Annotated in this window: 14 protein-coding genes; all 14 read left to right on the top strand. The window is 52.2% G+C overall.

Going from position 1 to position 12893, the window contains the following annotated elements:
- Positions 1 to 51 precede the first annotated feature (51 nt).
- The 14 genes from accC to recN all read left to right on the top strand — a co-directional run bounded on the left by accC (position 52) and on the right by recN (position 12864).
- Entirely contained in the window at positions 52 to 1395 is a 1344-nt protein-coding gene (accC, locus tag A3844_RS17155; RefSeq protein ID WP_074085288.1) for an acetyl-CoA carboxylase biotin carboxylase subunit, read from the top strand.
- 116 nt (positions 1396 to 1511) lie between these two features.
- Complete coding sequence (locus tag A3844_RS17150) at positions 1512 to 1928, top strand: Asp23/Gls24 family envelope stress response protein (protein ID WP_074085287.1); 417 nt, start codon at positions 1512 to 1514, stop codon at positions 1926 to 1928.
- A 73-nt stretch (positions 1929 to 2001) separates the two neighbouring features.
- Entirely contained in the window at positions 2002 to 2541 is a 540-nt protein-coding gene (gene amaP / locus A3844_RS17145) for an alkaline shock response membrane anchor protein AmaP (protein ID WP_074085286.1), read from the top strand.
- Positions 2542 to 2556: 15 nt separating this feature from the next.
- On the top strand, positions 2557 to 2790 hold the full coding sequence (locus tag A3844_RS17140) for a DUF2273 domain-containing protein (RefSeq protein WP_074085285.1): 234 nt from the start codon (positions 2557 to 2559) through the stop codon (positions 2788 to 2790).
- A 198-nt stretch (positions 2791 to 2988) separates the two neighbouring features.
- Positions 2989 to 3438 (top strand): transcription antitermination factor NusB, encoded by a 450-nt coding sequence (nusB, locus tag A3844_RS17135; RefSeq protein WP_074085284.1) that lies wholly within the window; start codon positions 2989 to 2991, stop codon positions 3436 to 3438.
- Positions 3439 to 3522: 84 nt separating this feature from the next.
- Positions 3523 to 4386 (top strand): bifunctional methylenetetrahydrofolate dehydrogenase/methenyltetrahydrofolate cyclohydrolase FolD, encoded by an 864-nt coding sequence (gene folD / locus A3844_RS17130; RefSeq protein ID WP_074101084.1) that lies wholly within the window; start codon positions 3523 to 3525, stop codon positions 4384 to 4386.
- 9 nt (positions 4387 to 4395) lie between these two features.
- Complete coding sequence (gene xseA / locus A3844_RS17125; RefSeq protein ID WP_074108042.1) at positions 4396 to 5769, top strand: exodeoxyribonuclease VII large subunit; 1374 nt, start codon at positions 4396 to 4398, stop codon at positions 5767 to 5769.
- Positions 5753 to 6010 (top strand): exodeoxyribonuclease VII small subunit, encoded by a 258-nt coding sequence (gene xseB, locus A3844_RS17120; protein WP_074108041.1) that lies wholly within the window; start codon positions 5753 to 5755, stop codon positions 6008 to 6010. The genes xseA and xseB overlap by 17 nt, the downstream gene beginning before the upstream one ends.
- On the top strand, positions 5997 to 6944 hold the full coding sequence (locus A3844_RS17115) for a polyprenyl synthetase family protein (protein ID WP_074108040.1): 948 nt from the start codon (positions 5997 to 5999) through the stop codon (positions 6942 to 6944). The genes xseB and A3844_RS17115 overlap by 14 nt, the downstream gene beginning before the upstream one ends.
- A gap of 98 nt (positions 6945 to 7042) precedes the next feature.
- Positions 7043 to 8947 carry a 1-deoxy-D-xylulose-5-phosphate synthase gene (gene dxs, locus A3844_RS17110; protein ID WP_074108039.1) on the top strand — a complete coding sequence of 635 codons (1905 nt, stop codon included), beginning with the start codon at positions 7043 to 7045 and terminating at the stop codon, positions 8945 to 8947.
- 46 nt (positions 8948 to 8993) lie between these two features.
- Complete coding sequence (locus tag A3844_RS17105; RefSeq protein WP_074108038.1) at positions 8994 to 9875, top strand: TlyA family RNA methyltransferase; 882 nt, start codon at positions 8994 to 8996, stop codon at positions 9873 to 9875.
- 268 nt (positions 9876 to 10143) lie between these two features.
- Positions 10144 to 10614: a hypothetical protein gene (locus A3844_RS17100; RefSeq protein ID WP_167374694.1), complete on the top strand. Its 471-nt coding sequence runs from the start codon at positions 10144 to 10146 to the stop codon at positions 10612 to 10614.
- A gap of 30 nt (positions 10615 to 10644) precedes the next feature.
- Positions 10645 to 11094, top strand: coding sequence for a transcriptional regulator AhrC/ArgR (ahrC, locus tag A3844_RS17095; RefSeq protein WP_074085276.1), 450 nt, complete (start codon positions 10645 to 10647; stop codon positions 11092 to 11094).
- Between the two features lie 42 nt (positions 11095 to 11136).
- Positions 11137 to 12864: a DNA repair protein RecN gene (gene recN, locus A3844_RS17090; protein WP_074085275.1), complete on the top strand. Its 1728-nt coding sequence runs from the start codon at positions 11137 to 11139 to the stop codon at positions 12862 to 12864.
- Positions 12865 to 12893 lie beyond the last annotated feature (29 nt).

Below are 12893 nucleotides of genomic sequence, written 5' to 3'. Positions count from 1 at the left end.
GCGAGAATCATGAGGAGCTAGCTAGCTTCGTTAAACTTTGGGAGGAAACGCATGAACATTCAAAAAGTGTTGATTGCCAACCGCGGTGAAATCGCGGTCCGCATTATCAGAGCTTGCCGTGAACTGGGCATATCCACCGTTGCGGTTTACTCGGAGCCTGACCGGGATTCATTGCACGTCCGGCTGGCTGATGAAGCGTACTGCATTGGCCCGATGCCAGCCAAGGACAGCTATCTGAACTTTACCAATATTATGAGTGTAGCTACATTGACGGAATGCGACGCCATTCATCCCGGTTACGGATTTTTGGCCGAGAATGCGGATTTCGCAGAGATTTGTGAATCCTGCAACATCACTTTTATCGGACCTTCGCCGGATGCCATCACCCGCATGGGTGACAAGGCTGTGGCCAAGGAAACGATGAAGCTGGCAGGTGTTCCGATTATTCCGGGCTCTGACGGGCTTGTGGGCGATGTGGAGGAGGCAGTCATGCTGGGCCGCGATATCGGCTACCCGATTATCGTCAAGGCTACTGCAGGCGGCGGAGGCAAGGGCATCCGCATAGCCGAGGATGAGGAATCCCTGGTGAAGCAGATCACAGCTGCCCAGCAGGAAGCGCAAAAGGCCTTCGGCAATGCCGGGGTTTACCTGGAGAAATTCCTGACGGGTATGAAGCATGTGGAGATTCAGATTATTGCCGACAACCATGGCAATGTGGTGCATCTGGGGGAACGGGACTGTTCTGTGCAGCGCCGGCGTCAGAAGCTGATTGAAGAAGCACCTTGCTCGGTTCTGACTCAGGATATCCGCGATGCCATGGGCCAGGCTGCCGTACGTGCGGCACAAGCCGTGAATTACTCGGGTGCGGGTACACTCGAATTCCTGCTTGGACCGGATGGCCAATTTTATTTCATGGAAATGAACACCCGGATTCAGGTTGAGCATCCGGTAACAGAAATGGTCACGGGTGTCGACCTGATCAAAGAGATGATTTCTGTTGCGGAAGGCAACCCTTTATCCTTTACCCAGGAAGACATTCATATTAATGGCTGGTCCATGGAATGCCGGATCAATGCGGAAGATCCGGAGAAGAACTTCATGCCTTCACCGGGCAAAATCGGTTTTTATCTGCCGCCGGGAGGTTTAGGTGTACGGGTGGACAGCGCAGCATATCCGGGGTATACGATCTCCCCTTTTTATGACTCGATGATTGCCAAGCTAATTGTATGGGCTCCGACCCGCCAGGAAGCCATCGCCAAGATGAAGCGGGCGCTCTCCGAATTTGCTGTGGAAGGCATACATACAACGATTTCATTCCACCAGAAATTGCTGGAGCATCCGGTGTTTTTGGACGGTAATTTTGATATTAAATTCCTGGAGGATTATGAAATTTAGGACGGCTTTGCTTTGTTTGTCATAAAGTTCGCCAAATGATATAGTATGTTTAATAAGAGACGTGCTTTGCGCTTGAAATATTGAACAACTTTTTCTTTGAAAGGTGTGAGTCCACAATGAGTACATTGCCGACAGAATACGAACGTACGGAAATCGGTGAAATCCAGATCGCTCCAGAAGTGATTGAGGTAATCGCAGGTTTGGCAACCGTGGAAGTTAAAGGCGTGGCAGGCATGAGCGGCGGTTTTGCCGGAGGCATTGTTGAGCTTCTTGGCCGTAAGAACCTCTCCAAAGGTGTAAAGGTAGAGGTTGGGCAACGCGAAGCTGCAGTGGATGTGTCCGTGATTATCGAGTACGGCAACCGTCTCCCGGAAGTGGCTGCTGAAATTCAGCGCAACGTGAAGCGTTCCATTGAGACCATGACTGGTCTGACCGTAGTTGAAGTGAATGTGCATATTCATGATGTTCAGTTCCGCAGCAATACCGCTGTAGACAAGAACGAAGAAACGGACGCGGTTCTCCGCGTGAAATAAAGCCAGCTTTCTTCCATAAACCCCCGACAGCACCGTCGAGGGTTTACTCTAATTTAAGGAGGTTATGAGACTCGTGGCAAAAATTTTGGACAGGCTCCTGCTGTTCCTCTACAGCTTATGCATCGGAATATTATCTGTAATTGCCATCCTCCTGTTAAGCGGTGCCATTCCGGACTCCTTTGAAATGCTGGACAGACCTGAGGCATATATAGCTGCCATAGCTGTTGCTGTCATTTTGTTCCTGCTGAGCATCCGTTTCTTCTACATTTCACTGCGGCGTGACCGGGCATCCTTGCCTTCGGTCGATCAGCGCACAGAGTATGGTGACATTCAAATCTCCATGGAAACGATTGAGAACCTGAGCCTGAAGGCTGCCGGCAAAGTCAAGGGCATCAGAGATCTGAAGTCGCGAATCCGGGTTTCGCAGGCGGGTCTTGAGATTATGATCCGCGCAGTGGTGGACGGGGAGCATTCCCTTCCGCTTCTGACTACCGAGGTTCAGCGCCAGGTGCATGATTTTGTGCAGGAAACGACCGGTATTCCGGTAGCGGACGTCTCGGTATACATTGCTAACCTCACACAGTCTCCAAGCTTCAAAAGTCGAGTGGAATAGAGGTGAGTTTCCCTTATGTTGTGGAAAGCAGTATGGGAAAGTCACGGGGGTAGAATTGCCGGAGTCACCTTCGGTGTCGTTCTCGGGTTGATTTATTTGATTAGCGGTTTTTGGGATATGCTGTTCTTTGCACTGGTTGTGTTCATAGGATATACGCTTGGCAAAAGAAAGGACACCGCTCAGCCCCCGCTGTTTCAGTGGCAGGAGCTGGTAGGGCGGTTGTCCGGACGCTGGCGCCCTTTCAAATGAACCGCGATAGTTTTTCTTCCGGAGCCTGGAACCCGTACGTATGAGTTGCCTGATGCCGGAGGAAGGGCTGCGCGGTTTTTTTTGCAGTTGGTGCTCTCTTAGAGGATAGAACCTGCTCCATTAAGCTTACAATAGTTGCAGGAAGAAACAATGATACACCCAATATAAGCAAACAAGATATGTTTGTAGGAGGAACACATGAAAAGACGTTTAGCAAGAGAAATTATTGTCCAAAGCCTGTATCAGATGGAAATGAATGAAGTGGAAAGTTCGGAAGCGGTGGAAATGCTGATAGCCGAAGCTTCGGAAGAAAATGAGACCGAGCGTGTAATTACAGACGAAATCGAGCTGAAAGCATATGTTGTAGCGCATGTGAACGGTGTGTGGGAACATAAGATGGCCATTGATGATATGCTGGAGCATTACCTGAAGGGCTGGCAGATGAGCCGGCTCTCACGGGTGGACCGCCAGATTCTCCGTCTCGCTACTTATGAGATGGTCTTTGCGAATGATGTGCCAGCCAAGGTTTCTGTCAATGAAGCCATTGATCTGGCCAAACATTTTGGCACTGATGATTCTGGAAAGTTCGTTAACGGTGTGCTTGGGAAGATGATTCAGGAGATTGATACGCTTAAGACGGATCTGTAAAAGCTGTTTTTTTCGAAATATAAGAATGTACAGGTTTCACGCTTCATCCAAACTTTCAAAGCAGATAAAAGGGGAGAGAATTACATGACAGCAGCAATTATCAGCGGTAAACAAGTATCTGACGAAATTCGTATCGACATTGCCCGGGAAGTTGCCTCATTAGCCGAACGGGGCGTAAAGCCTGGTCTTGCTGTTGTGCTCGTTGGCGAAGACGCTGCATCTCAGGTCTATGTGCGCAATAAAGAAAAATCCAGTACTGAACTGGGGTTCCATTCCGAAGTGCACAGACTGGATGCTGCGACAAGTCAGGAAGATTTGCTGGCGCTTGTAGCTGAACTGAACCGCAGGGATGAAATTGACGGTATTCTGGTTCAGCTTCCACTTCCAAATCACATTGACGAGAAGGCTGTAATTAATGCCATTGCTGTGGAAAAAGATGTGGACGGCTTCCATCCGATTAACGTCGGCAATCTGGTTATCGGGGATGACAGCCTCTTGCCCTGCACGCCTGCGGGTGTGATCGAGCTGATCAAACGCACAGGCACCGGAATGTCCGGCAAGCATGCAGTCGTAATCGGACGGAGCAACATTGTCGGCAAACCGGTATCCCTGCTGCTTCAGCGCGAGAATGCTACGGTAACGATGTGTCATTCGCGGACTGCGAACATGGCTGAACTTAGCCGTCAGGCAGATATTCTAGTTGTTGCTATTGGCCGGGCCAACTTCATTGACGGCTCTTTTGTGAAGCCGGGCGCGGTAGTTATCGATGTTGGAATGAACCGTCTGGATAACGGCAAGCTGGCTGGAGATGTGGACTATGAAAGCGCGAGGGAAGTTGCCGGATACATTACTCCGGTACCTGGTGGCGTAGGACCGATGACCATTACCATGCTGATGGCCAATACGCTGACTGCAGCCAAACGCCGCCGCGGCCTGGATAAGGAATAGGTAGCGCCCATGGCGGCAGATCGGCAGATTTATTCGATTAAAGAGCTTAATCGTTATATCCGCATGAAGCTCGATTCGGATGTAGTGCTCTCTGATGTATGGGTTCGCGGGGAAATCTCCAATTTCACCCACCACGGCAGCGGTCATATGTATTTTACCCTTAAGGATGAGAGCAGCCGGATCAAGTCCATCATGTTTGCTTCCCATAACCAGCGGCTGCCCTTTGTACCGAAGGAAGGGACCAAGGTAATCGCAAGAGGCAATGTGACGGTCTACGAACGGGACGGGCAGTACCAGTTCTATGCCACACATATGCAGCCCGATGGCATCGGCAGTTTGTATCTGGCATATGAACAGCTGAAGAATAAGCTGGAGCTGGAAGGCCTGTTTGAGGCGGCACGCAAACGGCCGCTCCCTCGGTTTCCCCGCTGTATCGGGGTAGTGACTTCCCCGACAGGTGCGGCTGTGCGGGACATTATCATCACGCTGCAGCGGCGGTTTCCGCAGGTTGCAGTTGTACTGTATCCAGTCCTGGTACAGGGGAAAGGTGCAGGGCCTTCCATTGTGAAGGCGATTGATAACCTGAACGCTATGGGCGAAGCCGATGTGCTCATTGTCGGACGCGGGGGCGGCTCCCTGGAAGAACTATGGGCCTTCAATGAGGAGGCTGTAGCCCGAGCGATTGCAGCCTCACGTATTCCGGTCATCTCGGCCGTAGGCCATGAGACCGATTTCACGATCGCCGACTTCGCCGCCGATCTTCGGGCGGCAACCCCGACGGCGGCGGCCGAGCTGGCCGTACCGCATGCCGCGGAGCTGGCGGCACAGCTCCGCACGGCGCAGCAGCGCCTGCGCCAGGGACTGCTGCGGCGCTCGCAGCGTGGCGGCGAGCGCCTGGCCTCGCTGCAGCGCTCGCTGGAGCTGGTCGGCCCACGCCGCCAGCTGGCCCAGCACGCGCAGCGGCTGGACATGCTGCGCGGGGGCCTGCTCCGCGCAGCGAGAGACCGGCACGGCCGCGCGCGGGAGCGCCAGGCCGTGCTGCACCACAGCCTGCAGCGCTTCCACCCGCAGGCGAGTGTCAGCGCGGCGCGGCGGCGCACCGAGAGCATCACCCGCGAGCTTGCGGGTGCTATGCAGGTGCGCCTGCAGGAGAAGCGCTCGCACTTCGCTGCCGAGCTGCGCCATCTCGATGCGCTCAGTCCGCTTAAGGTGATGTCGCGAGGGTACAGTCTCGTCTATGACGAGCAGGAAGAGCACTTAATCAAATCGCTGAACGAAGTAGAGCTCGGCGACATGGTCAACATAAAGCTGAACGACGGACAGCTAAGCTGCCAGGTATGGGGAATGAAGGAGGATGGCATAACAAATGGCGAAGGAAGCTGAACTTAACTTTGAAGGAGCCATGGAGCGGCTGGAAGAAATCGTGCGTGAGCTCGAGCACGGCGACGTTCCCCTGGAAAAGGCAATCGATTTGTTTCAGCAGGGCATGAAGCTCTCGCAGCTGTGCGGAAGTAAGCTGGAGCAGGTGGAGCGCAAAATCGAAATGATCACCGAGATGGATGGAGAACTGCGCAAAAAACCGTTCGGTGCCCGGCTGGAAGGTGACGGCGATGAATCGCTTTGAACCCAAGCAGGCGGCAGAGCCTACGGGGAATCTGCAGCGTCAGCCGCTCAGTGAATATATTACGGAGATCAGCGGCCTGGTTGTGAAGGAGCTGGAGGCGACCTTGCCTGAGCATTGGAAGGTGCCCGGCAGTCTGAAGGATGCGATGAACTATTCTCTGCAAGCCGGGGGCAAACGTCTCCGTCCACTGCTGGTAGTCGCAGCCTGCGAGGCACTGGGAGGCAGCCGTGAAGCGGCTCTGCCGGTAGCAGCTGCAATCGAGATGGTACATACCTACTCGCTGATCCACGATGATCTGCCCGCAATGGATAATGACGATTACCGTCGCGGCAAACTGACCAACCACAAGGTGTTTGGCGAGGCTACGGCGATTCTGGCCGGAGACGCTCTGCTGACACATGCCTTTTACAGTGTTGTCCAGGCTTCACGAAGACATAGCATTTCAGCGGACAGAGCCCTTTCAGTTGTTGAGGATCTGGCAGAAATGGCAGGCCCGCGGGGCATGGTCGGAGGACAAATCGCCGATATGGAGGGCGAACAGGGGCTTACCGATCTGCAGCAGCTTCAGTATATCCACCAACATAAGACAGGGGATCTGATCATATTCTCCCTTGTGGCAGGCGGACGAATTGCAGGAGCAGACAGCAGACAGCTTGAAGCATTGCGTGATTTCGGAACCCATATCGGACTGGCCTTTCAGATTCAGGATGATATTCTTGATCTGGTAGGGGACGAAGGTAAGCTTGGCAAAAAAACAGGCAGCGACGTTAAGCAGCAGAAGGTGACTTACCCGTACTTTATCGGGCTGGACGCCTCCCGTGAAGAGGTCCGGCGGCTGACAGAAGCCGCTCGTAATGCTATACTTGAAGGCGGTTTTCAAGATAGTACCCGCCTCTTGGACATCGCGGAATACCTGATGAAGCGTGATCACTAGCATGAATTCCGGGACGGCTGTATTTCGACAGCCGTTTCGTTTGTGTTATAATGGGGTTTATATATATTTTACAACATCTAGGAAAGCGGGGAATACTCGTGCTGCTTCCACAAATAAATGATCCTCAGCAACTTAAATCTTTGTCAGTCGAGGAGCTGGCTACTCTTGCGGAGGAGATCCGCCGGTTTCTGATCGAGAAACTTACTGCAACAGGCGGGCACCTCGGCTCCAATCTGGGGGTAGTGGAGCTCACACTGGCCCTGCACTACTGTTATGATAGTCCCCGGGACAAAATGATATATGACGTAGGCCACCAGGCATATGTCCATAAGATATTGACCGGCCGCCAGGACCGTTTTGACACGCTGCGCAAAAAAGACGGATTGTGCGGCTTTGTTAAGCGTTCGGAAAGTGAACATGATGTCTGGGAAGCCGGGCACAGCAGTACTTCGCTGTCAGCGGCAATGGGTATGGCCATGGCCCGTGATCTAAAAGGCGAAGACAACAAGGTTATAGCTGTCATCGGGGACGGAGCGCTGACCGGCGGGATGGCGTTTGAAGCACTCAACCACATCGGCCACGAACGCCGCAAGCTGATGGTTATCCTCAATGACAATGAAATGTCGATTGCGCCGAATGTGGGGGCAATGCACAACTATTTGAGCAAAATCCGTTCGGACCGCCACTACCTGCGAGCAAAGGATGAAGTCGAAGGACTGCTGAAGAAGATTCCTGCCATCGGTGGAAGGCTCGCCAAGACTGCCCAGAATGTGAAAGACAGTCTTAAATATATGATGGTTCCCGGTGTGCTGTTTGAGGAGCTTGGCTTCACATACCTTGGACCGGTCGACGGTCATGACATGGAGAAGCTGATAGACACCTTCCATCAGGCCGATAATGTATCCGGTCCTGTACTGGTGCATGTTCTAACTACTAAGGGTAAGGGGTACAAACCTGCTGAAACCGATTTCTACAAATCACATGCCATTTCTCCTTATAAAATTGAGTCCGGCCAGTCCTTAAAAGCTGTCGGGAATCCTATGTATACTGAAGTGTTTGGTCAGACATTAATCGAACTGGGCCGTGAGGACAAGCGGCTGATCGCCGTGACGCCGGCGATGCCTGGCGGCTCAGGACTGTTCCCGTTCGCTAAGGAATTTCCCGACCGGATGATTGATGTAGGCATTGCCGAGCAGCATGCGGCAACTTTATGTGCAGCCTTGGCGATGGAGGGGATGAAACCTGTGTATGCAGTGTACTCTACCTTTATGCAGCGGGCCTATGATCAGATTGTGCATGATATCTGCCGTCATAACGCCAATGTTATGTTCGCTATCGACCGTGCAGGCTTTGTCGGTGCTGACGGCGAGACACATCAAGGGGTATATGATATAGCCTTTATGCGCCATATTCCGAATATGGTGATGATGATGCCGAAGGATGAGAACGAGCTGCGCCATATGATGAAGACAGCTCTTGAATATAATGATGGCCCGATCGCTTACCGGTATCCGCGGATTGACGGCACCGGTGTTGACATGGATACCGAGCTACAGGTACTTCCAATCGGTTCCTGGGAGCGGCTTCGTCCAGGCGATGACTACGCTGTACTCGCCTGCGGACCTATGGTTCAGGTGGCTGAAGAAGCGGCAGAGCAGCTGAAGCGGGAAGGCATTCAGTTGAGTGTTGTCAACGCCCGCTTCCTGAAGCCGCTTGACAGCTCCATGCTCCTCGATCTGGCCCACGCGGGCACTGGCATGATTGTACTGGAAGAAGCCAGCCAGGCGGGAAGTCTGGGCAGCGCGGTGCTTGAATTTTATGCGGAGCATGAAATTTATGATGCCCGTGTTCATTTGATGGGCGTGCCGGATATCTTTGTAGAGCATGGCTCCATCAAAGAACAGCGCCAGCAAACCGGATTGACTGTTGAAGCAGTAGTCAGCCGGATCAAGACGATGAAGGCATCTAGCTCATTTGCCTATAAGACGACCTCAACCTCCTGAACAGGACAGTTGAAGCGGCAAGCCTAAGAACAATCAGGAGATGACCATGGAACACCCTAAGGAACGGATTGACGTATTGTTAGTGGAACAAGGATTTTACGAAAGCCGTGAGAAGGCCAAGGCAGCTATCATGGCCGGGCTGGTGCTTGCGAATGAGGAACGGATTGAGAAGGCCGGGATGAAGGTGCTGCGTAACGCCGTTCTGAGGGTGAAAGGTGCGGTACACCCCTATGTCAGCCGTGGCGGGCTGAAGCTGGAGAAGGCGCTGCGGCAGTTTGGTATTGACCTGAACGGGCGCACCATGCTGGATATCGGTTCTTCTACAGGAGGCTTTACCGATTGCGCACTCCAGAACGGAGCAAGCCACGTATACGCTATTGATGTAGGCTATAATCAGCTGGACTGGAGTCTGCGCAATGATGAACGGGTAAGTGTGATGGAGCAGACGAATTTCCGTTATATGACCCCACCCGACCTTCAAGGCCCTGTTCCCGATTTTGCCAGTATAGATGTATCATTTATTTCTTTGAAGATTATTTTACCGCCGCTGATGGCGCTTCTTGAACGCCCTGCAGATATTGCCGCACTGATTAAGCCGCAGTTCGAAGCCGGCCGGGAAAAGGTCGGGAAATCCGGTGTGGTCCGCGAACCGGCTGTCCACAAAGAGGTGCTCATGAACGTTCTGGGCATGGCTGCAGAACTGGGCTACCGGCTGAAAGGCTTAACCTTCTCCCCCATCACTGGCGGTGAAGGCAATATCGAGTTTTTGGCCCACTGGAAGCTCCTGCCTGAGGCAGTGGAGTCCGGCGATGAACAGCCTTCAGGAGAACTACAGCCGGACAATTTCGCAGCACTTGCTGAGGCCGTGATCAAGGAAGCGGCAGCAACCTTCAAAGTCAGCAAATCTGGAAACTCATCACTTCGATGAGTTTCTTTTTGGAAATTTAAGAACTTATACGTTAAGCACAATAAATTATCTGTATATTTCTCGCTGAAACGGCTACCATCCTTAAAAGGACGGCGTAGCCGTTTCTACTTGCTGTAGTAAGGCTTTTTTGCAATATACTGAGGAATAAGGTAGTCTATCCTTATATTTCCTCTAATAAGGGACTTCTGCTTCACATTCAGCCGCGATTTCGGGGATCGAAGCAGGATTTTGACGGGGTTCACGCGAATTAATCACCGAGGTGATGAAGGTGGCGGGCTCTGATAAAGCCGTAATGGTGCTAATTGGACTGGCAGTCGCAATATTTATCATTTATCGGATTTACATATGGCTGCAAAGCTCCCCGCGTTCGTTCATTAAGGACAGGCTTCCGCTGAATAAAGTCATTTTGTCTCATCCTTCCATTGATTTGCTGGAAGCAGCGGGCTACGAAGTGATTGGAGGCAAACTGAAGATTCCGCTGTCTTTTAATGTAGACGGGGCTTCCATGTACAGCAGACTGTTTATTGATTATGTTGCGAGCAAGGAAGAGGACTCCTACTATTTAGTCATTCTATCCCGCCCGCGCAAAACGCTCGACTTTACCGGCAGCAGCCTCCGGGATTCACTTTTGCCGTACCTGCTGATTTATCCGGACTGCAGCGGAGTGCTATATGTCAATACCGTCACTTCCGTGATCCATGAGATCAGGCTTGGCAAAGATGACGGCGAATCCACTTAGAAAGTTAACTTAACCATACAGGAGGCAATAATGAAGGGTCACAGGCACATTAAGATACGTGAAATCATTACCCAACAGGAAATTGAGACGCAAGACGATTTGGTGGAAGCACTGCGCGAGGCCGGTTTTCAGGTTACCCAGGCTACGGTGTCGCGGGATATTAAGGAGCTTTTGCTGATAAAAGTCCCTATGGACGACGGGAGATACAAATATTCGCTGCCTACAGATCAGCGGTACAACCCGACACAGAAGCTGAAACGTGTGCTGGTGGACAATTTTGTGCATATTGATTCCTCCGGGAACCTGGTGGTGATGAAATGTCTCCCGGGAACGGCTAACTCTGTCGCAGCCCTGATCGATAATATTGATTGGCCGCAGATTATGGGCACCATTTCCGGTGACGATACGATCCTGATTATCTGCCGCCAGCCAGAGAACAGCAAAGACGTAATTTCGCAAATTATGGGATATATATCCTAGAATCATAGATGTCGCAATCATCTTTTCGGAGGTGCTGTATTCGTGTTAGACACATTATCGATCCGTAATCTTGCCGTTGTTGAAGCGGTAGATGTGCATTTTTATCCCGGTTTTCATGTACTTACAGGGGAGACCGGTGCAGGGAAATCAATCATTATCGATGCGCTTGGGCTTGTGGTCGGAGGCCGTGGCTCAGCGGATTCCATCCGTTACGGCACGGACAAGGCGGAGATGGAAGCGCTCTTCAGCCTGCCTACTTCGCATCCCGTATGGGAGACGCTGGAGCGTCTTGGTATCACGGCGGACCCGGAGGAGCATCTGATTATCCGCCGTGAGATTACCTCTCAAGGCAAAAGCACTTCGCGTGTCAACGGACAGATGGTGAATCTCAGCATGCTGCGGGAAATCGGTGAACAGCTGGTTAATATTCACGGACAGCATGAGCATCAGAATCTGCTGAAGGCAGAGCGCCATCTGGGCCTGCTGGATACTTACGGCGAAGCTGTTATTGGACCGCTCAAGGCCGACTATCAAGAGAAATATACCGCCTTTGCCAAGGTGGAAAAAGAACTCCGTGAGTTGCAGGAAACCAGCCAGAAGGCCTATCAGATGCTGGATTTATACCGTTTTCAGCTGGAGGAAATTTCTTCCGCAGGACTAAAACCTGGGGAAGATGAATTACTTGCCGAAGAAAGGGTCAAACTATCCCACAGCGAGAAAATGATGGATTCCGTATCTGGCGCATACGAGCTACTGTATGACAGGCAGGGGCTGGAATCCATCGGAAATGTGATTTCCCGGCTGGAGGATGCGGTTCGGTACGATGAGAAGGGTCTGAAGGGTGTCCTGGACCAGCTTCAATCCTCGTATTACCAGCTGGAGGATGCCGCCTTTCAGCTGCGGGATTACCGTGAGGATATTGAGTTCAACCCGGCACGGCTCGAGGATATTGAGAACCGGTTGGATCAGATCTCTGGACTTCGGCGCAAATATGGAGATAGTGTAGAGCAGATTCTGGCTTATTATGAACAAATTAGCCGGGAGACCGATTTGCTGGAGAATAAGGACGAATATATTGAGAAGCTGACCGTAAAGCGCAACGGACTCCTGAACACACTAATGGAAGCAGCGGAAGCGCTCAGTGAAGCACGCCGGCAGTGTGCAGCAGATTTGGCTACCCAAGTTGAAAGTGAACTGAAGGACCTGCAGATGGAACGGACCTCGCTTCAGGTAAAAATGGATATTCTGGAAGACCCCCGCGGTGTGGAATACCAGGACCGCCGCTACCGGCTGACCCGCCAAGGCATCGACAGTGCAGAGTTCATGATCTCTCCAAATCCAGGTGAGCCGCTCCGCCCGTTGGGCAAAATCGCTTCAGGCGGTGAGCTGTCGCGGATTATGCTGGCGATGAAGAGTATTTTTGCCCGGCATGATGCGATCCCTGTACTCATTTTTGACGAAGTGGACACCGGGGTCAGCGGAAGGGCAGCCCAGTCGATCGCTGACAAGCTGTACAAGCTTTCAGCCACCTGTCAGGTGTTCTCCATTACCCATCTGCCTCAGGTAGCGTGCATGGCTGATCATCAGTATCTAATCCGCAAAAAAGTGGAAGACGGACGAACGATGACCGAAGTGGAGTCGCTGCCCTTGGAAGGCCGCGTCATGGAGCTGGCCCGAATGCTGGGCGGTGTGGAAATTACCGAAAAAACCTTGCACCACGCACAGGAAATGCTCGGTCTGGCTGAGGCCAGCAAGGCGGCTGCAGGGTAAGCGGGACAATGATTGACAGTAATAAAAGC

This window comes from Paenibacillus helianthi, from assembly GCF_001909055.1.
Taxonomy (GTDB): Bacteria; Bacillota; Bacilli; order Paenibacillales; family Paenibacillaceae; genus Paenibacillus_AQ; species Paenibacillus_AQ helianthi.
This window is presented reverse-complemented; position numbering and strand designations above follow the sequence as displayed.

Coding starts and splice junctions, on each gene's coding strand:
- A3844_RS17140 (WP_074085285.1), top strand. CDS start 2,557: ATGTTGTGGAAAGCAGTATGGGAAAGTCACGGGGGTAGAATTGCCGGA.
- ahrC (WP_074085276.1), top strand. CDS start 10,645: ATGAAGGGTCACAGGCACATTAAGATACGTGAAATCATTACCCAACAG.
- nusB (WP_074085284.1), top strand. CDS start 2,989: ATGAAAAGACGTTTAGCAAGAGAAATTATTGTCCAAAGCCTGTATCAG.
- folD (WP_074101084.1), top strand. CDS start 3,523: ATGACAGCAGCAATTATCAGCGGTAAACAAGTATCTGACGAAATTCGT.
- A3844_RS17150 (WP_074085287.1), top strand. CDS start 1,512: ATGAGTACATTGCCGACAGAATACGAACGTACGGAAATCGGTGAAATC.
- accC (WP_074085288.1), top strand. CDS start 52: ATGAACATTCAAAAAGTGTTGATTGCCAACCGCGGTGAAATCGCGGTC.
- A3844_RS17105 (WP_074108038.1), top strand. CDS start 8,994: ATGGAACACCCTAAGGAACGGATTGACGTATTGTTAGTGGAACAAGGA.
- A3844_RS17115 (WP_074108040.1), top strand. CDS start 5,997: ATGAATCGCTTTGAACCCAAGCAGGCGGCAGAGCCTACGGGGAATCTG.
- xseB (WP_074108041.1), top strand. CDS start 5,753: ATGGCGAAGGAAGCTGAACTTAACTTTGAAGGAGCCATGGAGCGGCTG.
- xseA (WP_074108042.1), top strand. CDS start 4,396: ATGGCGGCAGATCGGCAGATTTATTCGATTAAAGAGCTTAATCGTTAT.